We start from the raw sequence: 25266 nt of genomic DNA, 5'->3' as shown, positions 1-25266 counted from the left end.
CACACAGGTGGGTAATGTTCATGATCGTGTGAATTCGTATGTCTCTCCTGCAACAGGCAGTCCCACGAAGACGGTGAATCCGCGTCCGTTACTTGTGAAGCCTGCGCCGGTGGCAGATGGCGGTACAGGGACGGCCCGGACGTCTGATACGACCGAAAACAGCTTTTTCCCGGACAGTTTTCACGACTGGCTGACGCAAAGCACCATGACGGGAGACTGGGCCGGATGGCGCACATGGCTGACGAAAAAGGGCATCAATATCGGGGGGCACTATTTTCAGGACAGTGCAGGGAACCCCATGGGCGGCGCTTCGAAAAATGTCCGTTATGCGCATGAGGTGGGGGTCAATGTGGATTTTGATCTCAAAAAGCTGACGGGATTTTCGATCGGACTGTTTCATCTCACCGTGACGTCCCGAGCAGGTCTTGGACTTGGGGCAAAACTGCCGGCGCTGGATAGTCCGCAGGAAATCTACGGTTCTCCGACCGTACGCCTGTCACTCCTGTCCTGGGAAATGCCCTGGAACCGGTATGTGAGCACGGATGTCGGTGAAATGAACGCCGAAACGGATTTTGAATCCTGGTCCATGTACTGGGGCATGAACAATTATTGCCAGTTCGAAAGCAATGCGATCTGCGGTATGCCCCAGTCAATCGCTTTCAATTCCGGATACAGTTACTACCCGACCGCCCATCCAGGCGCATGGGTCAAATTCTATCCGGCGGGAAATGACCATTACTCCATCCAGTTCGGGGCCTATTCCGTCGATCCCACGATCGGCAATACGCATAACGGCTGGAAAATGAACCTGCATGGCGCGACAGGAACGTTTCTTCCGTTCCAGCTTGTCTGGCATCAGGGTGGGAAAGACGATTACAGCGGGCCGCTTCAGACCAATGTGAAAATTGGCGGATACTGGGACTCTTCCGAGGTGAAGAACGTCTATTCCCAGCTTGGGACTTTCGGAATTCCAGCGCAGTACCTGGTTTCCGCACCGGTTTCCAAGGTGCGGGGGCGCTTTGGCGGCTGGTTCCAGTTCGACCGGATGCTGGAGCGTGATGAAAACGATCCGAACCGAGGAACATCATTTTTCGCGTCCTTTACGTGGGGTGATCCGCGGACGTCTGTTGCACCCTATTTCGTTGACTGGGGTCTGACACGCAAAGGGACGTTCCCGACGCGGCCGAACGATACGGTCAGCCTTGGCATGAAGATGCTGTGGGTCAGTCCAAAACTCACGAACTGGGTTCATGAACTGCAGGGCACGGGGGCTACGGGCATTTACAAGCCTTCCGGTGAACACGCGATCGAACTCAATTATGGCTGGCGTCCCACCCCCTGGCTGCTGATCCGCCCGGGTGCCCAGTACATCTGGAGTACGGGCGGAACCAATAAATACAAAAATCCATTGATACTGGACTTTGAAACGGGAATCACACTTTGAGCTAATATACAAAGTAACTATTATAAGAATACCAAGTTATATCACGCCGTTGTGAGCTATCTCGGAATATCTTGTTTAAATCTGACTTCATGTAATCACTAATTCCCACTCGGAAAAGGAAAGGTTCATGGTTAATTCATCCGGGAACGTAATGTTCCGGCACCTTCATAATGCGACTTTTGTGGAGTGGCTTGTGCTGCTTCTTGGTGTGGTCATCACGCTCGTCGGGGTGGCATTTGTCATCGGCGGAGTGGATCTCGCCATGCTGGGAGGCTCTTCTTATTACGCCATCTGCGGCCTTGTTCTGCTAGCCGGGGGTGTTTTCATCATACTGGGGCGCACAATGGGCGCGTTCCTGTATCTCGGCGCACTGGCCTACACTTGGGTGTGGTCCCTGTGGGAAGTCGGTTTCAGCCCGATTGATCTGCTTCCCCGCGCTTTCGGGCCGACCCTTCTGGGCATTCTGGTCGCCCTGTCCATTCCGGTCCTGCGCCGTCAGGAAGTGCGTTTTTCCAGCAAGGGAGCCGTCTGATGCGCCGGCCATATCTTCTCGCCACAGTGGCTTCTCTGGCACTGACTACCCTGCCATTTGCGGCCCATGCACAATTCGCTCCTGCCGGAGCGGGTGGTCCGCCCTCCGCCTCCATTCCGGGGCCGGGCAAGGCCGACGAACCGGCACGGGACGCACCGCCTGATCCGAGTTATTTCGCCGGACCTTCACCCTATGCCCCTCAGGCTCCGGGCGTGAATGCCGCCAATCTGCCGGATATGGATTCCATCGATGCGTCCGCACTGCCGGCCATGGTACCGCAGCAGAGCGCCAGTCCGGCACGTGAGGACTGGGCGAGCTACGGACACGACGACAACCAGACGCGCTATTCGCCTCTGGACCAGATCACGCCGGAGAATGTCTCCAAACTGGAAGTTGCTTTCACCTACCACACGGGCAGCTATCCGCGTCCGGGACAGACGAACAAATGGGCGGCCGAGACGACACCGATCAAGGTTGGCGACGGTCTCTACATGTGTTCGGCGCAGAACGACATCATCAAGCTTGATCCGACAACGGGAAAGCAGATCTGGCGGCACAATCTCAATGTGAAATATGAGTCCATTCCCTATACGGCCGCGTGCAAGGGCGTGACGTATTTCACGTCATCGCAGGTGCCTGAGGGCCAGCCATGTCACAACCGTATCATCGAAGGCACGCTGGATATGCGGCTGGTCGAAGTGGATGCAGCGACTGGTGAATTCTGTCCCACTTTCGGTCATGGCGGGCAGGTTAACCTGATGCAGGGACTGGGTGAGTCCGTTCCGGGTTTCGTGGCCATGACGGTTCCGCCGATGGTCGTAAACGGTGTGGTTGTCGTCAATCACGAGGTTCTGGACGGCCAGCGCCGGTGGGCGCCATCCGGCGTCGTACGTGGCTATGATGTGGAGAGCGGAAAGTTCGTCTGGGCCTGGGACGTCAAGCGCCCCGATGACCATTCGCAGCCGATCGGTAACAACCATTACAGCCGTGGCACGCCCAATTCCTGGGCCGCGCTGACGGGCGATAATGCGTTGGGACTGGTTTATGTTCCCACCGGAAACTCGGCTGGTGACTATTTCAGCGGTTATCGCAGCCCTGAGGAAAATGCCGTTTCAACGTCGATCGTAGCCCTGGACGTCAAGAGCGGGTCCCCGCGCTGGGTCTACCAGACAACGCGCAAGGACGTCTGGGACTACGACATGGGATCGCAGGTTACGATGATGGACATGCCGACGCCTGACGGGCAGACGGTTCCGGCCATTATCGTACCGACCAAGCGGGGACAGACCTTCGTTCTGGATCGCAGGACGGGCAAGCCCATTCTTCCCGTGGAGGAGCGTCCGGCCCCGGCAGGAAATGTTCCGGGCGATACGCGTGCGCCGACGCAGCCCTGGTCCGTCGGGATGCCCGCCCTGCGCATGCCCGAGCTTCAGGAAAAGGACATGTGGGGCATGTCTCCGCTGGATCAACTCTACTGCCGCATCAAATTCCGCAGCGCGCATTATGTGGGTGAGTTCACGCCTCCCAGCCTGGACAAGCCTTGGATCATGTATCCGGGCAATAATGGCGGCAGCGACTGGGGCTCCATGGCCTATGATCCGGAAACGGGTATCCTGATCGCCAACTGGAATGCGTCTCCGATGTATGCCCAGCTCATCACCCGTCGCAAGGCAGACGATCTGAAGCTGATGCCAATTGACGCTGTGCACTACAAGCCCGGCGCCGGCGCCTCGGCGGAGGGTAATGGTCCGATGGAAGGGACGCCCTATGCGATCACGATTGCACCGTTCTGGGACCCGTTCACCCGTATGCTGTGCCACAAACCGCCTTACGGGATGATTACCGCCATCGACATGAAGCACGGGCAGAAAGTGCTGTGGCAGCACCCACTGGGAACGGCTCGTGCCAACGGTCCGTGGGGCCTGCCGACAGGGCTGCCCTGGGAAATCGGAACACCCAACAATGGCGGTTCCGTCATTACCAAGGGGGGACTGGTCTTCATCGGTGCAGCGACCGACAACCTGATCCGGGCCATCGACGAGCGGACGGGCAAGGTTCTGTGGTCGCATGTCCTCCCGGGTGGCGGTCAGGCCAATCCGATGACGTATGAAGCCAATGGACGGCAGTATGTTGCGATCATGGCCGGCGGTCACCACTTCATGATGACGCCAATCTCGGATCAGATGGTTGTTTTCGCGCTTCCCAAGGGAACGAACTGAAAAAAAACCGGAGGCCGCATGAAGTGCGGTCTCCGGGAAACATCGAAGCGCGGCGCCTGCCTTGTACGGGACATGAAAAAGGCCGTTTTGCCTGCGAGCAAAGCGGCCAAATGCTTTCCCGATCCGTCGGGGAAAGAATTTCGTCTAAACAAGGCTGTCAGGCTGCGTTTCGATCATTTCGGCCATTCAAGAGAAAAGGTTCTATGTCGAAAACTCCCAAACTGATTCAGTCCATCGAACGCGCCGTGGCTCTTCTTGAAATCATTGCGCAGCAGGGGGGCGCCGCGCGACTGCGGGATCTGGCCGTTATCTCAGGCCTGGGCAAGACGACGGCTCACAACATCCTTCAGACGCTGGAGCAGCTTGGCTATGTCCACCGTCGTCTGGGGGATATGAATTATTATCTGGGAGGACGCATTCTCAATCTCTCCCGTATCGTGGGGAATGACTACGTTTTCCGTGACAGGATGCGGCCTGTTCTGGAGCAGATCGCCCGGGAGAGTGGCGCTACGGTCTATTTCGCGGTTCCCAGCGGGGACAAGGCCGCTTACGTCGATATCGTGGATCTGAAGGATCCGCTCTTCGCTGCCTCCCGCCTCCATGACCGGGAGAAGCTCGAGGGCTCTTCGGTCGGGCTGGTGTTTCTGGCGTTTGTGCCGGGACTGGGGAAACGTGTGCTGGCCACGCGCGCAAATGCTCTGAGCAAGAATATTCTGCTGGAAATCGAGAATGTCCGGGTCAAGGGATATGCCCTGGATCTTGAATCCTATCGACCCGGTATCAATGCCGTTGCCATTCCCTGGCGGGAAAGCAGCGGCGAGGTCCGCTCGAGCATCGCCCTGTCGGGGCCGGCAACGGAACTGCCGCGGCAGCGCCTGATTCAGCTCGCCTGGATGATGATGAAACACGTCGCAAGTGCCAATCTGGAAGGCTCCAGAAGCGTGTTTGGGAAAACGATCTGACAGGGCTTTCGGGATCTGCCGTCCCGAAGTGATGATCTTCACAGTCTGGCAGACCCCAGGGACGACTGAAGAATATCAAGAAGACGGTTGATCAGGCGCCTTCGTGGGGTATTTCTCTGGGAGAAAAATCCCAGTTTCCTGCATGGAGCCGGAGCCGGGAGCAAGACCTTTTTCAGATGGAAGCCGTCCGGCCAGGGGAGGGCCCAGTCCGGGATCAGTGAGACGCCGGTTCCCTGATTGACGAGGGTGGTAATGGCATCGAGTGCGTCCAGTTCCAGCCGTTCATGTGGCCAGATCCCGGTGCGTTTCAGATAGTCATCAGCCAGCCGTCCTCCCCACTGGTTGCGATCATAACGGATGAAGGGATAGTGGCGCAGGATTTCATGCGGATCTGTCTCCGTGACATCGCCGGGAACAAGAACGATGAGCGGCTCTGAGCGCAGGGTTTCCCAGACATAGGTTTCTGGAATGTTGAACGGCGGCTCGACGATGAAGGCGGCATCCAGTGTCCCATCCAGAACGGCATTATAAAGCGCGGAGGACGATCCTGGCATGATGTGCAGCTCGATTTCAGGAAAGCATTCGAAAAAGCGCTTCAGATAGGGGGGGAGGAGGCCGTTTGCGGCACTGGAAATAGCCCCCAGTCTGAGTTTGCCGACAGGGGTATCGCTTGTCGCGATCACGCAGAGTTCGCGGACAGATGTAATGATCCGGCGGCTCTGCTCGAGAATGGCCAGGCCATGTTCGGTCGGGCGGACATGGCGTCCATCCCGCTGGACCAGCGAACAGCCGATTTCCTCTTCCAGTGTCCGAAGCCGCTGTGCCACGGTTGCAGGAGTCAGCTGCTGCTGGCGTGCAGCAGCGGCAATGGAGCCCTGTTCGATAACAATGAGCAGACTTTCAAGAAAGCGTGTGTCCATGAACGGTTATCCGGAATGGGAAAAGTGAGAGCCTTCAGAGCTTCTTGATGTTGAGGAATGGCTCCATGGTCTTGATGAGATGAGCGTGCGGTGAGGCGTGCAGCCAGTGCAAACCTATATGGCGCTGGGGTGGGGTGCTGGAGACAGGAATTTTCCGGACCTTGAGTCCTTCCGGCCAGGGAGGGAGCCAGTCGGGCAACAGGGAAATGCCAATGCCCTGGCTGACCATCAGGGAGATGGCTTCAAGTGAATCCAACTCAAGCTGCTCCTTGGGAAAAATCCTGTTGTCCTTGAGGAAGGTATCGGCGACACGGCCACCCCATTGGTTCCGGTCATACCGAAGGAAAACATTGTTTTTTAGAATCTTCAGAGGGTCCGCTTCAGTGCAGCTCTCTGGAACCAGAACTATCAATGGCTCCGACAGCAGCCTTTTCCAGCCGCATGTCTTGGGAATACCGAAAGGGGGCTCGACGATGATCGCGCAGTCCAGCTGCCCTTCCAGAACCTCATGATACAGCTTGATCGACTGACCGGGTGTGACATGCAGGTCGATTTGCGGGTAGTCGATGAAGAATTTTTTCAGCATGAAAGGAAGGATGCCGGTCAGGGCCGTGGAAATGGCACCGATTTTCAGTTCGCCGGCAAATTCTTCCTGAAAGGCGAGGGACCGCAGCTCTTCGACACCTTTGATGAGCTGCCGACTCTTCTCAATGATGGCAAGGCCCGCAGCGGTCGGGGTCACGGTCCTGCCGGCACGGATCAGCAGAGGCTGTCTGATCTGGTCTTCAAGAGCCTTGATGCGCTGGGAAACGGCCGCAGGGGTGAGTGAGAGCTGACGTGCGGCATCGGCGATGGAACCCCGCTCCACGATGGCGATGAAGCTTTCCAGAAAGCGTGTATCCAAGATACGCTGTCTCTCGTTTTTGATGTTGAAATGATGTCTTCAGACGTAATGGTATGGCAGGCGCCGTGATATCAGAACACAATTCCGGTTCCTTTTCAGCAAGCGCCCTGAGGTGGGAAAGTATCCGCAGGGATGGGAGAGACATAAGGCGTGCGAAGAAGGCGTTTCGCGTGATCGGTCTGTGCTTCCTTCAGAACTTCCGGGGACTGGAATAATCGGATGGCGGTCATCGCCATAGCCTTTGCAACATGGATCATTCCTTTATGTGCCACCGGGGAGACACCCTGAGCCGTCATCTGCCACGAATGAAGGGGTGTTCCGATGGCACAGGTTGCTCCCAGGGCCTGAACCGTCGGGACAGTCCAGCTGACATCTCCGACATCCGTGGAGCCCAGGGAAAACCGGCTTCCGGCAGGCAGGATAAAGTCGGACAGAGGCGTATCACACGCGGAGCGTCCCACCTGCCGAAGAGCGGACTCAATGTCTTCGGCACACAGGGTCTCCTGTATCCTTGCGGCGAAAACCCGATCTTCGGTGCTGAAGGGCGGTGGCTCGAGTTGCTCGAAACTCTCCTGCATCACTCTTTCAAGGGGCGGACAGGGAAGCAGGTTCGCAACGCCTCCGGTGATGATGCTATGGACCTCAGTTCCGCTCATCAGGGCGGCCCCCTTAGCGACCTGCCGCACCCGCTCCGTCAGTGCCAGCATTTCAGAAAGATCTTCCGCCCGAACGGAATACCGGACGGTCGTTTCCGACTGTACGACATTGGGAGCTGTTCCTCCGGCATTGATATAAGCGTAATGGATGCGCGAGGTGGGAAGCATGTGTTCACGCAGATAATTGACCCCCACGCTCATAAGTTCGACTGCATCCAGGGCTGACCGTCCCAGATGGGGGGCGGCCGCTGCGTGGGCCGAACGACCGGTGAATGTGAAATCCATCCGGACATTCGCCAGGGAAGACGGGGGAAGTACTCCGCAGAATGGGGATGGGTGCCATGAAATGGCGGCATCCACTCCCTTGAATGCCCCCCCTCGGACCATGAAGCCTTTTCCTGCCCCGCCTTCCTCTGCAGGGCATCCATAGTATCGGACGCGGCCAGGAATCTGCATGGCCGCAAGCCAGTCCCGAACAGCGACGGCGGCCAGAAGAGAGGCAGCTCCGAGCAGGTTGTGCCCGCATCCATGACCGTTTTCTGTCGTCGGAATGTGATCGAAGGAACCTGCCACCGCCGCAAGTCCGGGCAGGGCATCGTATTCCCCCAGAAAGGCGATGACGGGACCGCTCTCTCCGCTTTCGCCCATTACGGCCGTCGAGATTCCTGCAACGTGGGGTGTGAGGGCAAAACCATGATCGGACAGCATCCGGGTGTGCAGCGCACAGGATTGATGTTCGCGGTAGCAGAGCTCTGGAACAGCCCACACGTCATCGCTCAGTGCAATGGCCTCATCCGCCAGGGCGTCGACATGATCACAGATATTTCCAGTGTTTCGTATCGGCATGATGACCTTCCTGACGTTGGACAAGGATCTATTGGGCACGAATTCGGAATATTGCGACAAACGATCATTCCCGCAAAAAATTTCACGCTAATTTTTGACAAAAGATCGGAAACAAAATGTTTTTTTCATCTTCTTGGAGCGATCCTTCCATTAAAATCTTAGAGTAACTGCAGATTTTTCGCAGGGCGGCCGTTCTGTAAGATAGTTTTATTATCTTTTGAATCAAACAGGAACAGCTATGTCCTGAAGCCTAAATATGTTCTGAATATGAAACATAAGGTTTGCCGGTCTGCGGGATGATCGGTTTATGAACAGGAGTTCAGGATGATTATGGTTCGGGCTGAACGGCAGGGTTCTGTTATGAGAAACGCATTCCGCGGCTTCCTGATGCTGTCCGTCTGTACGGGATGTCTCTCGATGGCAGGGGCCTATGCGGCCACTTCGAAAAACGACAAAGCTCGCCGGGCAACCCAGCCCCGACATGCAGATGTTCATGCCGCACCTGTGCATCATGCGGTGGCAAAGCAGGACCGACCCGAAGTCATCAGCGTCACGACGAAGCGTCGGGCGTTCGGTTTCGGGGCCGATCAGCACCGGGCTGGCAATATCACCAATCTGACGGCTGAAGACCTTGTGACGCATCATGTCACGACTGTCGAGGACATCCAGAATCTGGTACCGAACCTTACGATCCAGACTGAAGGCGGCTCGAACGTTCCGGACTATTACCTGCGCGGCATCGGTATGCAGGACTATACCCAGAACAACATGTCCTCGGTCATGACCTATTTCGACGACGTACCGTATACCATAACGGCGATGAGTTCCGGTCAGATGTTCGACGTAGCGTCTGTCGGCGTCGAACCCGGCCCGGTCGGCTTCGAGCATGGCATTGCCGATACAGGCGGCGAAGTGCGGATTACGACCAACGATCCGACCAAAACCCTTCATTACGGTGCATCGGAAGATATCGCGAGCTACGCGCGCAGCAAGACGAACTTCTACGTGTCCGCACCGATCACGGACCGGCTCCAGTTCCGCCTCGCCGGTCAGATGTTGCAGGGCGGGGCCTTCCGCTACAACCGGGTCAATGGTGAGTCGATCGGGCGCGCCAATGAGGGCGCGCTGCGCGGGAAGCTGGCCTGGCAGCCCGATGACAAGACGAACATCAAGCTGACCGCCAACTGGTCGCAGGATTCTTCGGAAGCGCAGGCCGGTTTTGTCCTGTCCGACAGCAACAATATCCTTCCCCGCGATCAGGATATCTATGCAACGGGCTGGAATCTCAATCCCCAGTACGCCAAGATTCTCGGGATCTCTCCCAACAGCAAGCCGTCCTATAACGATATGCAGTGGGGTATCAATCTCAACGCGGACCGGGATCTGGGCTGGGCGCATCTGGCAACGATCTCCTCGTTCCAGCAGCAGCAACGCCATGAATATATCGATCGTGATGCCGAAGCCTACCGTTCCGGTGACAGCTACCTGACGGGAAGCATGAACGTGTTCTCGCAGGAAGTGCGCCTTTCAGGCATGGCGCTACACAACCGTCTCGAATGGGTGGCGGGGATGTACTACAACCGCGTGCGTGCCTCGGGCGAGAACTGGTTCGATTATACAGACCGCTCCGGAAAGTATTACTTTCAGGACAGCACGCATGTGCAGCCCCAGCAGAATTTTTCACAGTTCGTGAACCTGAAATATGCCCTGACGCCCAAACTTCACCTGATTTTCGGTCTGGAGCATCAGAGTGATGACCGTCAGTTCCTCGACGACGCCGTCTATCGATACAATCCTGTAACGCTGGCGAAAACCTATAGTCAGGTTTTCGCCAATCACGGGGCTCTGACAAACCAGTTTTCAGGCAAAGTCGGCATCAACTATCAGGTGATGCAAAATGCGATGCTATATGCCGATATCCGGCGTGGCGTGAAGCCGGGCGGCTTTACAGCCAATACCACGCTGACCGAACAGCAGGCTGCGGGCTTCAAACCTGAATGGCTGATGGCCTACGAAGTCGGCTTCAAGAGTGAATTCTTCAATCATCGCCTTCGGATCAATGGCGCGGCGTTCTGGGATTCCTACCACGACCAGCAGTATTTCTCGTATATTCTGGTTCCCGGCTGGGGGACGGTCGGTTCGTATGTCAATGTGCCCCGCTCGCACATTTTCGGAACGGAACTCTCGATCAGCGCCCATCCTTTCCGGGGTCTGACTCTGTCGCAGAATGTGGGTTATCAGCGCGGAACCTATGATGACTTCCAGGTCCTGAACGTACAGGCCGTAACGGCCTATTACGCCAAGACCGGACAGTACAGGTCGATAACCGATAGCTATAACGGGGCCGATATGGGTATCCCCAAACTGACACTGAACGGAAGTATTTCTTATGAGACGAAACCCGTTTTCCGGAAATATACCGTCACGCTGCAAGGGGATTATTCATATCGCGGGGCACAGAATACTGTCCCGCGAGGCACCGGAACCTATCTGCTGCCGGCATACTTCCTCATGAATGGCAGTGTGACCTTTAAGCCGGTCAAGGGACGCTGGGCTGTTACGGCTTATGCCACAAATATTCTCAATCGTGACTACATTGTCAGCCGCACCCTCGCGACAACGGTCAACATGGGTATTTCCGGACAGCCAAGATTTGTTGGTGGACGTTTTTCCTATAATTTCTGATTCCGGAATATTCCGGTGATGCTTCAAGGCATCGGAAGCTTTTTCTGCAGGAAGCATCCCTTGTCATGGGAAAGGCGGTATTGATGAACAAGATACAGACCAGACTTTACCATCGCCTGAACTGGCGGATCATGTCGTGGATCATTGTGATCTACCTGATGGACAGTATCGACCGCACCAATCTGGGATTTGCACGCAGTCATATTTCCCAGGATGTGGGACTGACCGCGGCACAGTTCGGATTTGCAGCCGGGATTTTTTTCGTCGGTCTGGTCCTGTTCGAAATTCCGATCAGTCTCTGGTCATCTCGGGTGGGGGCGCCCAAGACATTCGCCAGAATCATGGTCCTGTGGGGCATGACATCGGCGGCGACCGGTTTCATTCACAGCCGCGACAGCTTTTATGTTCTGCGTTTTCTGCTCGGCGTATTCGAAGCAGGATTTGCCCCAACCTGCACCTACTACTTGGCCCGCTGGTACCCCGAGAACCGGATGTCGGCCGTCATTTTCTGGCATCAGCTTTCGTTACCGCTCGCTGGGATCATCATCGGCCCGATCTCAGGGCTAATCCTTTCACATTTCGACCAGGTCGCCGGCCTGGCGGGCTGGCGCTGGATGTTTCTGCTCGAAGGGCTTCCCTCTATCGTGCTGGGCGTCATTGTCGCTTTTGTGCTTCCCACCGCGCCCAAGGACGCCACCTGGCTGTCGCCACAGGAGCGAGAGACGATTGAGGCATGGAGCGTCCGGCAGAATGTGCGTCATGTGGAGTTTTCTGCCGTCATCCGGGACCCGGCGATTTATTTTCTGGGGCTTGGCTTCTTCGCTCTCATGGCCGGAATGTACATGCTGAATTTCTGGCTGCCGTCCATTATCCATGAATCTGGCGTCCATTCGTCCGTGGCTGTCGGATTGTATTCCTCGTTCCCTTACGTGGTTTCCGTCGCTTCCATGGCGTATTGGAGCGCCCGCTCGGACAAGCTGAAAGAGCGGAGCTTTCACTGCTACGCTCCTGCGGTTCTGGCCAGCCTGTGCTTCCTTATGACCACCGTCATTCCGGATATTTTCGTCCTGAAGATGATTGTTCTGGCGGGTGCGACGGCCGGGATATACGCGTCTTACGTCGTGTTCTGGGCGATGGCCGCCAATGTGTTCCAGGGGAGCGCTGCAACCGGCGGATTTGCGCTGATCAATGCCATTGGTCTGTGGGGGGGCGTCATCAGCCCCATGGTCGTGGGAAAACTGACATCCCTCACAGGGACCCTGTCGGCAGGGATGGTGTGTATGGCCATCACAGTCGCGGCGGGAGCGGTGATCCTGTGGTCTGTGACGCGCAGGATCACCGCTCCGGTCAGTTCCTCTGTTCCTTCTGAAATCCTGTAACTGTAGTTGAAAGACCTGAATATGAAAGTCTGCCTCACGGGTGACAGCATTGTCCTGCGCCGGCTGAACACGGATATCGATCCGGTCTGCGCCCCGCTGTTTGACATGATCCGGGACTGCGATGCGTCCTTCACAAATCTCGAGATCATGCCGAGCGACTATCAGGGGGACCCAGCCCTTGATCATGGCGGTTCTCATTTCAGTGCCCATCCCTGGATCCTGGACGAACTCCGCACCGCAGGTTTTGACCTGTTCGCGGCCGCTACCAATCACTGCCTCGATTACGGTATTTCCGGTCTTCGCATCGCAATCGAAGAACTGAAAAAACGCGAAATCCTGTATTCCGGTGTGGGACTGACCCTCGAGGAAGCGCGTCGCCCGGCCTATTTCAGTCATCCCAAAGGCACCGTGTCGATGCTGTCGTGCTGTTCGACATTTGCACGGGGACAGGAAGCCGCCGATCAGACGCGCAGCATGCAGGGGCGTCCCGGTCTCAATCCGCTGCATTTCAGCACAACGTATCAGGTGAAGCCGGAAGAGCTTTCGGTTCTGCAGAACATTTCTGCCGGTCTTGGTCTGGAGAAAATCAAGCAGGAGCAGATCAAGCTCGGCTTTGGCTATCCCGCTCCGGAGGGGACGCTGACGCTGGACGGGACCCGCTTTGTCGAGGGTAGCGAAACCCGCATCAGTACTGCCCCGAATGCGCGGGATCTGGAGGAAATCGGGCGCTGGGTCCGTGAAGCCCGGGTTGTATCTGACGTGGTAATCGTCAGTGTTCATACCCATGAAGTCGGATATGATGCCGATGGAACCATCAGTTGGGAAAAACCCGGAGAATTCCTGGAAGCCTTTGCCCGGGATGCCATCGATCAGGGGGCTGACATCGTGGTCTGCCACGGCCAGCATCTTCTGAAGGGGATGGAACTCTACAAGGGCAAGCCGATCTTCTACAGCTTGGGCAATTTCATCGGCCAGAACGAACTTGTCGATATGCTGCCGGAGGATTCCTATACTTTCTACAAGGTCAGCCCGGATGTGACGCCGCATCAGGTCTATAAGACCCGGACCCTGAATGACACGAAGGGTTTCCCGGCTGACCGCCGTTTCTGGGAAACCCTGCTGCCAGTCTGCGAATTCGCGGAGGATGGAACACTGTTTTCCATGGAGATCCATCCCGTTTCGCTTGGGCTTGGCAAGAGCGCCCATACACGTGGCTTACCTTTTCTGGCCGAAGGGGAGGAAGGCGAGAGCATCCTGTCTCGCTTCGAGGCCCTCTGTGAGCCCTATGGCGTCCGCTTCACGCGTGAAAAGGGAAAACTTGTCCTGAAGCAGGACTGATATTCCGTTGCTTTTGCGGAGAGTCTCAAGAGATCGTCCGCAAAGATAACCTTTGCTTTCATCAGAAGGCATATATTCATTCTATAACATGCCAGATTTGACATGTTATCTTGATATCTCTTCTTAATTTCTGGTGTAGAAATGCCTAATCCGTTTCATATTGCATTTCCGGTAGACGATCTTGCTGCCGCTCGTATCTTCTATGGTGAGGTTCTGGGGTGTCCGGAAGGACGTAGCACGAACAGCTGGATTGATTTTGACCTGTACGGCCATCAGATCGTGACCCATCTTGCTCCAGGCGCATGCCGCAAAGGGGACGCTGGAAGCGGGGCCGTGGACGGGCACAACGTGCCGATCCCCCATTTTGGCGTCGTACTGGACATGGACGACTGGAAAGCCCTCGCAGAACGCGTCCGTCGTCATGGCATCACTTTCGGACTGGAGCCGCAGATCCGTTTTGAAGGACTTCCCGGCGAACAGGCGACGATGTTTTTCTGCGACCCTGCAGGCAATGCGCTGGAATTCAAGGCATTTGCTGACATGAATCAGCTTTTTGCCAAGCAGTAAGTCTCTTTCACCCGGTTCGAAAAGGAATTTCCGTGTCCAGTTCCCTGACATCTTTCAATACGGCTGCTACAGCCCCTGTTCTTGATCCGGAACTGGCAAACCGGGTGTTTGACCGCCTGCATGATATCGGTTTTGACGGGTTGGGAATGACCCGTCCATCATACGGTGAGGGCGAAAACCGGGCGCATGTCCTCTTCGAAGACATCGCCAGGGAGTACGGCCTGGAAGTCCGTAGGGACTGGGCGTCGAACCTGTTCATCACGCTTCCGGGCCGCAACCGTGATCTGCCTGTTGTCATGACCGGATCGCATGTGGATACGGTTCCGTGCGGTGGCAATTTTGACGGTGCTGCAGGAGCTGCTGCAGGGCTTCTGATCCTGTGCGCCTGGACCAGAGCTGCGTTCCAGCCTGAGTGCGATACGACGCTGATCGTGACCCGTGCGGAAGAAAGCGTCTGGTTCCCGGTGTCCTATCTGGGCAGTCGCACGGCTTTTGGTCTGCTCCCTGTGGAGGCCCTTGAGACACCGCGCAGCGACGATGGCGTGACACTGCGCGACCATATGCTGGCCTGCGGTGCACATCCCGAACTGTGTGGGAAGGCTGCCGTTCTGAACCCGGCAAAAATCGACTGTTTCGTGGAACTCCACATTGAGCAGGGGCCGGTACTGCTGGAGGCGGATGTTCCCGTCGGAATCGTGACCGGAATTTGTGGCAGTACCCGCTATCGCTCCGCAGTCATTCACGGCCAGTATGCCCATTCCGGCGCAACGCCACGGCGTTTCCGCTCGGATGCCGTCATGGCAGGTGCAAGCATGATGATGGCGCTTCATGAAGACTGGAAAACGGTTGAAGCCGCTGGCGAGGAAATGACCCTGACATTCGGTGTGTGCCAGACGGACCCGACACAGGCCAATTTCGCCGCCGTTCCGGGGAAACTTGATCTGGTCATCGATATCCGTTCACGTGACGAAGCGCTGCTGGAACGCATGAACGCGCGGGTCATCGAGCAGGCCCGGCGGGTGGAAACGGAATTCTCTGTCCGCGTGGATCTGGGACCACGTACCCAGAGCACGCCCGCTATCATGGATGAGACGATACAGACGCAGGTGAAAGAACTGGCAGAAGAAATGGGTATCGCGGTCGTTTCCATGGCCAGTGGTGCGGGACATGACGCGGCAACATTCGCAGGGCAGGGCGTTCCGACTGAGATGCTCTTTGTCCGCAACGAGAATGGCAGCCATAATCCAGACGAAAGCATGGAAATGGACGACTTTCTTCTGGCTGCCACACTGCTGGAACAGCTTCTGCGCAAACGTGCATCCTGAAACGGGATATTTCGACAGGGCAGTGCTGGATTTAATGTCGCATGCACTGCCCGTCGCAGAAATCCCGCTTTTTGCTGTGTGATGTCAGAAATTAGCCAGGAGTGTTACCTTGAAGCTGCGGCCCGGCTGGGTGTAGTACGCTTTCGGTACTGTAATGTTGTCCGGGATATCCAGAGCACTGTAATATTTCTTGTCAAAAATATTATACATACCTGCCTGAAGCCGCATGTTTCGATAGAACTTCGGGGAGTACCAGCCTGTCAGGTCGAATATTGCATAACCAGGCGTCTTGTTGACGTTCGATGACATATCCTGAACCTTGTTGCGGGCAGCGGCAAAGGTTGTGGAAAGGTTCGTTCCCCAGCGATCCGTAACATACCCGAACCCAACGATCCCACGGAAAGGGGCGACGGAGTTGAGATGGACATGTTCCTGTGTATCCCGTCCATCTGAATAGGCGAGGGACGTCCAGACTTCCCAGTGATCGGCAAAGGTCCAGTTGGCGCGGGCTTCAACACCGTAAATACGGACACTCTGGCGATTGATGTACTTGTAGACTCCGTAGGGAAAGTTGCCGAGGATTCCGGCTTCTTCCGCCGTTCCCGTCACGCTGTCGATGAAATTGTGATAATAATTGTCGTAGAAGGAAATGCTCGCACCCTTTTTGGAATTGCCATAACGGGCACCGACTTCCCAGCCCCTGCTGGTTTCGGGCTTCAGGTTCTGGTTTCCGATGGACGCATAGGTTCCGGTCCCGCCATAGGCAAGATACATTTCATTGGCTGAAGGGGCACGGAATGCCTCGGCATATTGTGCGTAGACCGTGAAGTCCTTCAGAAGACGCGCCTCGACGAGGATCTTCGGTGAATAATGCGATCCGCTCGCCCCGCGCGGTGTACCGCTGTAAATCGCATTGGCAACATAGCTCGGCGTATATTTCGGACTGCGTTTATACCAGTCGAACCGGAAGCCCGGCGTAATATGCAGCCATTCATGCTCGCCATAGCCGATGCGGTCCTGAACGATGGCACCAAGGTCCGTTCCATGTACATCAGGCATGTCGGACTGGTTGTTGTGCAGGAAGTAGCACGCATAGGTCGTGGCCGTGCAGTTATCCTTGCCCGCTGCATATTCGCTTGAATCGGTCAGATAGGCCTCGCCTCCCAGCGTGATCGCGTGATGCAGGGGGCCGGTGAAGACGTTGGATGTGATGGAACCAACGGCGCCATAGGACTGGGTGGAGAGGATATCGTTGCGGTCATACTCGCCGATCGGAGCTGTCAGACGATTGGCAGCCGTATCGTTGATCGTGTCCACGTTCTGCCAGTAGGCGGTCAGATGCGCCTCGCTGATGAATGCCAACGGATTGGCGGCCTTGTAGTCGTACCCTGCGGAGACGCGGGAGCGTTTTGTCTCTTCCAGTGTGTGATAGCGGCTGTAAGTGCTGTTGACGCTGGAAAGGGTGTTTTCATTGTAATTGCGGTCAAAAACTTCCCCTGTCAGGGTAACACGATGGCCGCCTGCGAAGTAATGATGGATTTTCCCAAGGAAATTGCCCTGCGTGTAGGACGCAGGGTCTTTTCTGGAACGTGTCGTCCCTGCTCCACCAATATCACCGTGGTTTCCGGTTTCGCTGCCATTCTGGTAGCCGCCCTGGACGAGGATCATGGTGTTGCCGTAACGTGCGGCCAGAGCCTGGTTGAGATAGGCACTCTCGCTTGAGCCGTCATAAGTGGCTTTCGACAACCCGCCAAATGTCCGGTTTTCTTTCAGAATATCTTCAGGGTTCAGGGTGCGCAGAGCAAGAACGCCGCCCAGCGCCCCCGTTCCGAAGAAGCTGGAATTGGCGTTCTTGACGACATCGATGCCGCCAAGGGCATTGAAATCATAGGCGGAAACGCCGCCATCCAGACCACGGGCACCGTTGTCTGTCCAGGTCGTTCGGATGCCGTCGATGGTGGTGAGAATGCGGTTCTGGTCGAGGCCGCGCATGTTGATGCTGAAATTGTTGGAATTGAAATTGACCGCCGCATCCACGCGCCGACTGTAGTCCGAAATGTTGTCGATCATGCGGGTCTGAAGGGTTTTCAGGGTCGTCGTCTGGGTGAAGACACGCGCTTTGCCGACATTGCTGTAGTCGGCATCAGGGTCGATTTTCATGGACTCGAGGACATCCCCTTTTCCGGTCTGCCCCTGTACGCGGACAGGGGCCAGAGCGATGGGAGCATTCTGCAGGACAGGCGACGTTCGGACCGTGACGGCGGCAGATTTCTTTTCTTGTGTGTCGGGGAGCACGGGCTGGAGCGTCGTATCCTGTGCATATACGCGCCCGGGACCTCCAGAGCCCATCAGGACAAGAGCAGAGGTGAGGAGAAGCTGGCGTCGGCAGGAAATTCTGCGATGGCGGGAAGGCATGTGACCACGTCCTTATTGAGAATCTGTCGCAACAAAATGCCAAGGCAAAACGCTTGTCAATAAGATGCAATTGATTCTCATTTTCAGTTGTGGCAGCCTTGTCACATCGGATGGGACCATTCCTCTGTTCCTGCCGAAAAACTGCGGAATTCCGGAAGCGAGGAGAGCCAGATGTTCGTTGTTGTGAACCGTTTCAAAGTGCGACTGGACCGTGAAGCCGACTTCCGGCGTCGCTGGCTGGATCGGGAGGTGCTTCTCAACACTGTCCCCGGTTTCCTTATGATCCAGTTTCTGAAAGGCGATACCTATTCCGATCATGTGGCCTACGCTTCGCATGCGTCATGGACGTCGCGCGAGGCCTTCGAGGCATGGCGTAGATCGGACCTTTTCCAGATTGCGCATAAGGATGCCGGCAAGGGCGAACCCCTGACGATCGGGCGGCGGGAGTTCAGTGCCTATGAGCTGCTCCGGACTGTCGAAGGGATGGAGCAGGCCGCGTGATGATGCAGAATTCTGCTCTTTCCCGCCGGCGACTGGGCCTGTCCCTTGTCGCCATGAGCGTGACAGCCGGTCTCCTGCCCAAAACAGGCAAGGCAGCCTCTGTGCGGACCATAACGGACTGCCGTGGCCGTCATGTTGTGATCCCGGCGGCACAGCGCATTGCGTGCATCGGCGGTACTATTACGGAAACACTTTATGCGTTTGGGCGCTCGCAAAGCATTATTGGCGTTGATCTGACCTCTACGTGGCCGGAACAGGCACAGCGGGAAAAGAAAAACCTGGGCTATATGCGGACAATTTCCGCTGAAGGGGTTCTGTCTCTCAGGCCGGATCTGATCCTGGCCATGAATGATTCCGGTCCGGCCGCTGCGATGGATCAGCTTGCAGCTTCGGGTATTCCGGTCGTGTTCGTGGATGCAACGCCCTCTCCTGAAGCCATCGAGGGACGTACCCGTTTTCTGGCCGAAATCGTTGAGGCGAAAGCTGAAGGGGAGCGTCTGTGCACCACGATTTCGGACCAGTTCCGAAAGCTGGCCTTATGGCGCTCGGCCCATCCGCAGATGCGGCGTGTGCTGTTCGTGATGCGTATGACGAACAACCGCCCCATGGCGGCAGGGGCGGGAACGGCCGCGGATGCCGTGATCGGCCTTGCAGGAGCGATCAATACCGGAGCGGGCATGCAGGGCTACAAGATCGTGGATCAGGAAAACCTTGTTGCGCTCCGCCCGGATGTAATCCTGACAATGCAGCAGGGTGGGGATGCCATCCGGAATGAGCTTCTGGCCGATCCGGGGTTCCAGCTGACGCCTGCGGGCAAGAACCGGGCGATCATTGCCATGGAGGGGGAGCGTCTTCTTGGATTTGGTCCCCGCACGCCCCAGGCTGCGCTTGATCTGGCCCGCCTGATTGAAACGGCGGGTCATCCCGCATGACATTATCCCGGCGTCAGGCCCTGATCTTTCTGATCGCTCTCATACTATTGCTGTTGCTGGCCGTAATCGCCGCGCTGAATATCGGAGCCACCGGCGTGCATCTGTCGGCTCTGTGGCATGGAACGACGGATCCTGACATTCGGGCAGACCGGATCGTGCTGCTTCGTATCCGCGGGCCACGGGTCGTGATGTCGGGCCTGACCGGGGCGGCGCTGGCGGTTGCTGGAGCGGTCATGCAGGGACTTTTCCGCAATCCCCTGGCCGATCCGGGGCTGATCGGCGTGTCATCGGGGGCAGCACTGGCGACGGCCTGCATGATCGTTCTGGGGGGACCATGGCTTGTTTCGGATGCATGGGGTGTCTGGGCCATTCCTGCTGCGGGGATGTGCGGCAGCTTTGCCGCCGCCTATCTGCTGTATCTGTTCGCAACGCGCGGTGGCGTGACCTCCGTCAGCACGATCCTTCTGGCGGGCGTGGCGCTCGGGGCGTTTTCCGGTGCGCTGACGGGCATTCTTGTTTTCCGTGCCAACGACACGGCCCTGCGTGACCTGACATTCTGGACCATGGGTAGCTTCGCTGGCGCGACATGGTCCCGCATCGGCCTGTTATGTCCGTTCCTGTGTGTCGCGGCTGCCCTGACGACACGTCTGGCCACGCCACTCAATGCCCTGCTGCTGGGCGAGAGCGATGCCCGCCTGATCGGGTATCCGGTCGAGCGGATAAAGCGTTTGGCCATGGTGGCGGTGGCCTGCGCCGTCGGCCCAACCGTTTCTTTCGTAGGGGCGATCGGGTTCGTGGGTGTTATCGTGCCGCATCTTGTCCGGCTGGTGACGGGCCCGGATCATCGTCTCGTCCTGCCGGGAAGTGCGCTTTTAGGGGCAAGCCTCATGATCGTGGCAGATACGCTTGCGCGCGTGATTGCCATCCCCGCAGACGTTCCGGTGGGGATCGTGACGGCTGTTCTGGGAACGCCGGTCTTTGTCTGGCTTCTGTCGAGTACTCACGGACGCGAGGTGGTCTCATGAGTCTTGCTCTTCAGGATGCCGTCTGGTGCGCGGGCGGGAAAACGATCCTGCACGGGGCGTCGCTTTGCTTCGAGGCGGGACAGGTGACGGCCATTGTCGGGCCTAACGGGGCGGGGAAAAGCACGCTGCTCCGGATCGCCAGCGGATTGCTGCGGCCCAGTAGTGGAGCGGTGACGTTGCAGGGTACGGAGTTGAACGATCTGGCTCCAGAACGCCTCGCGGCGATGCGGGCCATGCTGACGCAGGAGACTGTTCTGCGGGCACGTTTCACATTGCGGGATCTTGTCGTGATGGGGGCCCGGGTCTCGGCACCCCGCCTGAGCGATCAGGAGCGCAAAGTGCTGGCGGAAGACCTGCTCGGTCGTGTCGGACTGGAGCATTTGGCGGATCGCGATGTCATGGATCTCTCCGGCGGCGAGCGACAGCGTGCCCATCTGGCCCGCGTCCTGATGCAGCTTGAAGCCGCGGTGTCGGGCAGGGGAGATGCGCCGGGATTTCTGCTGCTCGACGAGCCGATTTCCGCACAGGATCCGGCCCGTCAGCACCTGGTCCTTGATCTTGCCCGCGCACATGCCCGCAAGGGAGGCGGGGCCGTACTGGTCCTGCATGACCTTAACTGGGCCGTGGCCTGTGCCGACAGGATCGTGGTCGTGCATCAGGGCAGTATTCATGCGCAGGGGCCTCCACAGAACGTTCTGACTGACACCCTGGCCCGTACGGTGTTCGGGCTGGAAGAGGGGCGCGTCCAAACCCATGAACGAACGGGCAAGCCCTACATCCTGCCGCACGATATCATTTTCAGCCGATGAAAGAGAAAACAGATGCACCAGTATATTGCGATGAACCGCTTCAGGGTGGCGCAGGACAATGCCGAAGCTTTTGAAAAACGCTGGCTGGACCGGGAGGTCCTTCTGAAGACGGTGCCCGGGTTCGTCAGCTTCCAGTTCCTGAAAGGCCCGACGCAGGATGGCCTGACGCTTTATGCATCACACACAGTCTGGGACTCTCATGATGCTTTCGTGGGATGGACCCGGTCCGAACAGTTCCGTCAGGCGCATACGGGTGCTGGACAGGGACGCACTCTGATGGTGGGGCCGCCTGTTTTCGAGGGTTTTCTGGTTCTTCAGAACGTCCCGGCCTGAGAGGCGCTGTTCCCGTTCAGGTTCTCTAAAAAAAATGGACGCGGAATGTCCGCCAGTGTTCTATGACGCCTTGTTCTGATGTGCTGCTGCAGACGAACGGAATGTCGGGCAGGATCATTTTGCTGGGTCTCTTTTGAAGAAACATGAACGGGGTCATCGCACCATGAAGCGGACGGCCGATCTGCCGGACCGTCTGCCGCCGGTCGTGGGGTTTGCAGACCGTTATCTGGGCGGTTTCGTGGACGGGTATCACACGCATGACCGCTCACAGCTCTCGCTGTTTCTGGGGGGAACGGTGACCATCAGTACGCTGGGGCGCAGTTTCGTGCTCGGGTCAGGGCAGGGAATGTGGATCCCCGCCAACACGCTTCATCAGGCAAACTGTCGGACCGATCTGGCATTTCAGGTTGTTTACGTTGATCCGACACTGCCAGAAGCCGAAGACCTTCCGTGCAAGATGTTCGACGCCTCATCCCTCATGCGGGGGCTCGTGGATGAGATTATCGCCATGCGCTACGAGTTCTCCATGGATGAGCGCATGACGTCCATTGCGCGGCTTCTTGTTGGTGAAATCAGGCGCGCGCCCCCGATTGCGGACCGATTGTTGTTTCCTTCCGATCCGCGCCTGCTTCGTGTGTGTGAGGCGATTGCCGCCCAGCCCGGAGACTGCCACGACATTGACCACTGGGCGCGGGAAGCAGGTATGGCCAGACGGACCTTTACCCGACTTTTCCAGCAGGAAATGGGCATGGGATTCGCCGCTTGGCGCCGGCGTGTCCGGGTGGTCGAGGCAGCTTCCCGCATTGCCGCAGGGCAGTCGATTTCCGAAGTCGCATTCGACCTCGGTTACGAGAACGCCAGCAGTTTCAGCACGATGTTCCATCGGACCTTCGGCGTCTCACCCCGCATGGTGCGCTCTGGCACGCTGACGCCGCCGCTGTAACCGGCGGTATTCTACGCTCAAATCGTCCATCTGCGCCCATTTGGACGACGACGCAGAGGCTTCCATTCTCGGCGATCAGGCAGACTTTGTTCGCGTTCGGGCCAATGGCCGTCGCGTCGGTTGATGCGCTCTGCGAATGTGGCTAGGAGCGCAACTAAGAGTCATTCTCAATACAAAGACACACCGCCGACCCTCTGGGTGCAGAAGCCGGTAACGACACATGGGTGGGGTATGCAGCGTAACAGGATCATCTACACGGCGCTTTTTTCAATCGTTCTGAGCGATACGGCGTTTGCTGCCGATCAGGACAGAAAAGCTGACACGGACCGGCATTCAGGGAAAACAGCAGTTGGCCACATCGCACACAAATCCGTAGAAACACATGCAAAAGACGTCGAACAGATCAAGGTTCGCGGGCATCTGGCTTCGACCGTTGCGTCCTCGGCAACCAAGTCGAACACGCCCCTGATTGAGACAGCCCAGTCGGTAACGGTCATTACCCGTGACGAAATGGACGCGCGTGGTGTACTGAACCTCAATCAGGCCGTGCGCTATGCGGCGGGCGTAACTGCGGATACACGCGGCGGAGAAGGGACGCGCTATGATCTCTTCGATCTGCGCGGCTTCACAGTTCCGACTTTTCTGGACGGCTTGAAATTTCAGGACAGCCCAACAGGTTTTGCTGTGGCCCAGACGGATACATTCCGTCTCGATCGCGTCGAGCTCCTGAAGGGACCGGCATCCGCGCTTTATGGACAGTCCAGCCCAGGTGGGCTGACGGCCATGTCCAGCAAGCTGCCGACGGACCAGCGATTTTATGGCGGTGTGAATGCGACGGGCGGCATGTTCGATCTTTATCGTGTCGATGCGGATGTCGGTGGCTTTGCAACGGATGACGGAATGCTCCGCTACCGTGTGTACGGCACCATCAACGGACAGCACACCCAGTTGAGCAGGACCGGAAGTCGGCGTTTCAGCATCAGCCCGTCCTTCACGTTCGGTGGGGACGGCCCAACGACACTGACGCTGCTCGGAAACTACCAGTATGATCCGGAAAACGGCTCCTATGGTGGCGTTCCGCTGATCGGCTCTCTCAAGCGCGCGTCCTACGGCTATCTGCCACGCAATTTCTATGATGGCGACGTCTCGGCCGAAAAGTTCAACCGACGTCAGGGGGCTATCACCTATATCCTGAACCATCGCTTCAACGATGACTGGAGCTTCAGCACGCGTGGCCGTTATGACGACATCAGAACGGTCTATCGTAGTGTCTATGATAATGGATATTACGACAGCGATGACGGCACCAGCGGTCAGATGCTGTCCCGTTCCGCCTATGGCACGCAGGAGCACACCTATAATCTGGCGTTTGACAGTCAGTTCAAGGGAAAGGTCCGCACGGGACCGCTGCGTCATGCGCTGATGTTCGGTTTTGACTACATGCAGCAGAAGGCGAACGATACGGAAGCCTATGGCGATGCACCGGATCTGGATGTCCTGCATCCCGATTATCACATGGCCATTCCGGACCTGACGCCTTATCTGCGTTATGTCACGAAATCGCATCAGGCTGGTGCTTATGGTCAGGACGAGATCCGCTGGAAGCGTCTGATCCTGACGGGCAGCATCCGCAATGACTGGTACCGGTCCCATCAGACCGAATATTTCGAGCAGTCCAATGACCGGCAAAGCGCCAGCCAGATCACCTGGCGTGCTTCAGGGCTGTATCATTTCGATTTCGGTCTTTCGCCCTATATCAGTTACTCGACATCCTTTCAGCCGCAGTCCGGTACGGTCTCGAATGACGGTGGTGCGACGCTGCGGCAGGCCCATCCGTCCATCGGAAAGCAGCTTGAGGGCGGCCTGAAATACCAGATCCCCGGCACATCCGTTCTCTTTACGGCAGCGGGCTTCCATATCGAGCAGAGTAACGTGCTCGTTTCCGTCGCCAATACCGGATACAGCCTGCAAAGCGGTCTGGTTCATTCAGATGGCTTCGAGTTTGAAGCCCATGCCCAACCGTTTCACAACCTGATGGTCACGGCGGCGGTCAGTTTCCAGAAGGTCAAGGATGACTCAACCGGCAAGCCGCTGATCCAGTCCGGTAAGGGAAACGCGTCCCTGTTCGCCTTCTACACAATGCCATCCGGCCCGCTCAAAGGGCTCGGTTTTGGTGGCGGTATGCGGTATTCTAGGTTCAGGACTCATTCCTTGAGATAGAAGATGACACTTGCCGCGATATGGATTGCGGACACGAAGGTATGAGAGCACCGGTCATATCTGGTGGCAACACGTCGCCAGTCCTTCAGCTTTGCGAACATGTTTTCGATGAGGTGGCGCTTTTTATACAGATGCCAGTCGTAAGGTGGCTTTGATTTCCGGCTCTTCTTCGGGGGGATGCAGGCGGTAATGTTCTGCTCTGCGAGAGACTGCCTGATTTTATTGCTGTCGTATCCCCGATCTCCGATGACTTCTGCCGTTTCGACCGGAAGATCGTTCAGAAGCGTTTCGACCGGAAGATCGTTCAGAAG

20 protein-coding genes and 1 pseudogene are annotated in these 25266 nt (G+C 57.1%); 16 read left to right on the top strand and 5 right to left on the bottom strand.

Annotated elements, in window-relative coordinates; translation table 11 throughout:
- Positions 1-64: 64 nt before the first annotated feature.
- The 4 genes and pseudogenes from KP701_RS12295 to KP701_RS12280 form a co-directional block, all read left to right on the top strand.
- Positions 65-1444, top strand: a pseudogene (locus tag KP701_RS12295) (carbohydrate porin); the annotation flags it as partial.
- Positions 1445-1571: 127 nt separating this feature from the next.
- On the top strand, positions 1572-1976 hold the full coding sequence (locus tag KP701_RS12290) for a glycerol dehydrogenase (protein WP_371818967.1): 405 nt from the start codon (positions 1572-1574) through the stop codon (positions 1974-1976).
- Entirely contained in the window at positions 1976-4195 is a 2220-nt protein-coding gene (locus KP701_RS12285) for a pyrroloquinoline quinone-dependent dehydrogenase (RefSeq protein ID WP_215747361.1), read from the top strand. The genes KP701_RS12290 and KP701_RS12285 overlap by 1 nt, the downstream gene beginning before the upstream one ends.
- A gap of 203 nt (positions 4196-4398) precedes the next feature.
- Positions 4399-5157, top strand: coding sequence for an IclR family transcriptional regulator (locus KP701_RS12280; protein ID WP_215747360.1), 759 nt, complete (start codon positions 4399-4401; stop codon positions 5155-5157).
- A 38-nt stretch (positions 5158-5195) separates the two neighbouring features.
- On the opposite strand, the gene KP701_RS12275 is transcribed toward KP701_RS12280, so the two are convergent.
- From KP701_RS12275 to KP701_RS12265, 3 genes are all read right to left on the bottom strand, one after another.
- Positions 5196-6077, bottom strand: a complete 882-nt coding sequence (locus tag KP701_RS12275; RefSeq protein ID WP_215747359.1) for a LysR family transcriptional regulator — start codon at positions 6075-6077, stop codon at positions 5196-5198.
- Positions 6078-6111: 34 nt separating this feature from the next.
- Positions 6112-6981 (bottom strand): LysR family transcriptional regulator, encoded by an 870-nt coding sequence (locus KP701_RS12270; protein ID WP_215747358.1) that lies wholly within the window; start codon positions 6979-6981, stop codon positions 6112-6114.
- A gap of 95 nt (positions 6982-7076) precedes the next feature.
- Positions 7077-8477: an amidohydrolase gene (locus KP701_RS12265; RefSeq protein WP_371818968.1), complete on the bottom strand. Its 1401-nt coding sequence runs from the start codon at positions 8475-8477 to the stop codon at positions 7077-7079.
- 366 nt (positions 8478-8843) lie between these two features.
- On the opposite strand from KP701_RS12265, the gene KP701_RS12260 reads away from it, so the two are divergent.
- The 5 genes from KP701_RS12260 (at position 8844) to KP701_RS12240 (ending at position 15777) form a co-directional block, all read left to right on the top strand.
- A complete protein-coding gene (locus KP701_RS12260; protein WP_215747356.1) occupies positions 8844-11168 on the top strand; it encodes a TonB-dependent receptor in 2325 nt (774 codons plus the stop codon).
- Between the two features lie 83 nt (positions 11169-11251).
- Positions 11252-12547, top strand: a complete 1296-nt coding sequence (locus tag KP701_RS12255; protein WP_215747355.1) for an MFS transporter — start codon at positions 11252-11254, stop codon at positions 12545-12547.
- A gap of 21 nt (positions 12548-12568) precedes the next feature.
- Complete coding sequence (locus KP701_RS12250; RefSeq protein WP_215747354.1) at positions 12569-13885, top strand: CapA family protein; 1317 nt, start codon at positions 12569-12571, stop codon at positions 13883-13885.
- A gap of 141 nt (positions 13886-14026) precedes the next feature.
- Positions 14027-14452, top strand: coding sequence for a VOC family protein (locus KP701_RS12245; protein ID WP_215747353.1), 426 nt, complete (start codon positions 14027-14029; stop codon positions 14450-14452).
- Positions 14453-14484: 32 nt separating this feature from the next.
- The gene (locus KP701_RS12240; RefSeq protein ID WP_215747352.1) at positions 14485-15777 is read left to right on the top strand and encodes a Zn-dependent hydrolase; all 1293 of its coding nucleotides are present in this window, start codon (positions 14485-14487) and stop codon (positions 15775-15777) included.
- 84 nt (positions 15778-15861) lie between these two features.
- Here KP701_RS12240 and KP701_RS12235 read toward each other — a convergent pair whose 3' ends face one another.
- Complete coding sequence (locus KP701_RS12235) at positions 15862-18192, bottom strand: TonB-dependent hemoglobin/transferrin/lactoferrin family receptor (protein ID WP_252345595.1); 2331 nt, start codon at positions 18190-18192, stop codon at positions 15862-15864.
- A gap of 171 nt (positions 18193-18363) precedes the next feature.
- Between KP701_RS12235 and KP701_RS12230 the strand changes: the two genes are divergently transcribed.
- From KP701_RS12230 to KP701_RS12200, 7 genes are all read left to right on the top strand, one after another.
- Complete coding sequence (locus KP701_RS12230) at positions 18364-18693, top strand: antibiotic biosynthesis monooxygenase (RefSeq protein ID WP_215747351.1); 330 nt, start codon at positions 18364-18366, stop codon at positions 18691-18693.
- Entirely contained in the window at positions 18693-19625 is a 933-nt protein-coding gene (locus KP701_RS12225; protein WP_252345594.1) for a hemin ABC transporter substrate-binding protein, read from the top strand. Before KP701_RS12230 ends, KP701_RS12225 begins: the two co-directional genes overlap by 1 nt.
- A complete protein-coding gene (locus tag KP701_RS12220; RefSeq protein WP_215747350.1) occupies positions 19622-20650 on the top strand; it encodes an iron ABC transporter permease in 1029 nt (342 codons plus the stop codon). The genes KP701_RS12225 and KP701_RS12220 overlap by 4 nt, the downstream gene beginning before the upstream one ends.
- Positions 20647-21459, top strand: coding sequence for an ATP-binding cassette domain-containing protein (locus KP701_RS12215; RefSeq protein WP_215747349.1), 813 nt, complete (start codon positions 20647-20649; stop codon positions 21457-21459). Before KP701_RS12220 ends, KP701_RS12215 begins: the two co-directional genes overlap by 4 nt.
- Positions 21460-21471: 12 nt before the next feature.
- On the top strand, positions 21472-21792 hold the full coding sequence (locus KP701_RS12210; RefSeq protein WP_215747348.1) for an antibiotic biosynthesis monooxygenase: 321 nt from the start codon (positions 21472-21474) through the stop codon (positions 21790-21792).
- 163 nt (positions 21793-21955) lie between these two features.
- A complete protein-coding gene (locus KP701_RS12205; protein ID WP_215747347.1) occupies positions 21956-22735 on the top strand; it encodes an AraC family transcriptional regulator in 780 nt (259 codons plus the stop codon).
- Positions 22736-22966: 231 nt separating this feature from the next.
- On the top strand, positions 22967-24955 hold the full coding sequence (locus KP701_RS12200; protein ID WP_215747346.1) for a TonB-dependent siderophore receptor: 1989 nt from the start codon (positions 22967-22969) through the stop codon (positions 24953-24955).
- Here KP701_RS12200 and KP701_RS12195 read toward each other — a convergent pair.
- Positions 24940-25266 (bottom strand): transposase (locus KP701_RS12195; RefSeq protein ID WP_215747345.1); only part of this gene is annotated, 327 nt, incomplete at its 5' end. The genes KP701_RS12200 and KP701_RS12195 overlap by 16 nt on opposite strands.

It is taken from the genome of Gluconobacter sp. P1C6_b, assembly GCF_018811945.1.
Lineage (GTDB): Bacteria > Pseudomonadota > Alphaproteobacteria > Acetobacterales > Acetobacteraceae > Gluconobacter.
Note: the sequence above shows the minus strand (reverse complement) of the source record. Positions and strands in the feature narration are given on the sequence as shown.

Coding starts and splice junctions, on each gene's coding strand:
- KP701_RS12220 (WP_215747350.1), top strand. CDS start 19,622: ATGACATTATCCCGGCGTCAGGCCCTGATCTTTCTGATCGCTCTCATA.
- KP701_RS12260 (WP_215747356.1), top strand. CDS start 8,844: ATGAGAAACGCATTCCGCGGCTTCCTGATGCTGTCCGTCTGTACGGGA.
- KP701_RS12250 (WP_215747354.1), top strand. CDS start 12,569: ATGAAAGTCTGCCTCACGGGTGACAGCATTGTCCTGCGCCGGCTGAAC.
- KP701_RS12200 (WP_215747346.1), top strand. CDS start 22,967: ATGCAGCGTAACAGGATCATCTACACGGCGCTTTTTTCAATCGTTCTG.
- KP701_RS12210 (WP_215747348.1), top strand. CDS start 21,472: ATGCACCAGTATATTGCGATGAACCGCTTCAGGGTGGCGCAGGACAAT.
- KP701_RS12225 (WP_252345594.1), top strand. CDS start 18,693: ATGATGCAGAATTCTGCTCTTTCCCGCCGGCGACTGGGCCTGTCCCTT.
- KP701_RS12255 (WP_215747355.1), top strand. CDS start 11,252: ATGAACAAGATACAGACCAGACTTTACCATCGCCTGAACTGGCGGATC.
- KP701_RS12205 (WP_215747347.1), top strand. CDS start 21,956: ATGAAGCGGACGGCCGATCTGCCGGACCGTCTGCCGCCGGTCGTGGGG.
- KP701_RS12280 (WP_215747360.1), top strand. CDS start 4,399: ATGTCGAAAACTCCCAAACTGATTCAGTCCATCGAACGCGCCGTGGCT.
- KP701_RS12230 (WP_215747351.1), top strand. CDS start 18,364: ATGTTCGTTGTTGTGAACCGTTTCAAAGTGCGACTGGACCGTGAAGCC.
- KP701_RS12290 (WP_371818967.1), top strand. CDS start 1,572: ATGGTTAATTCATCCGGGAACGTAATGTTCCGGCACCTTCATAATGCG.
- KP701_RS12285 (WP_215747361.1), top strand. CDS start 1,976: ATGCGCCGGCCATATCTTCTCGCCACAGTGGCTTCTCTGGCACTGACT.
- KP701_RS12245 (WP_215747353.1), top strand. CDS start 14,027: ATGCCTAATCCGTTTCATATTGCATTTCCGGTAGACGATCTTGCTGCC.
- KP701_RS12275 (WP_215747359.1), bottom strand. CDS start 6,077: ATGGACACACGCTTTCTTGAAAGTCTGCTCATTGTTATCGAACAGGGC.
- KP701_RS12215 (WP_215747349.1), top strand. CDS start 20,647: ATGAGTCTTGCTCTTCAGGATGCCGTCTGGTGCGCGGGCGGGAAAACG.
- KP701_RS12235 (WP_252345595.1), bottom strand. CDS start 18,192: ATGCCTTCCCGCCATCGCAGAATTTCCTGCCGACGCCAGCTTCTCCTC.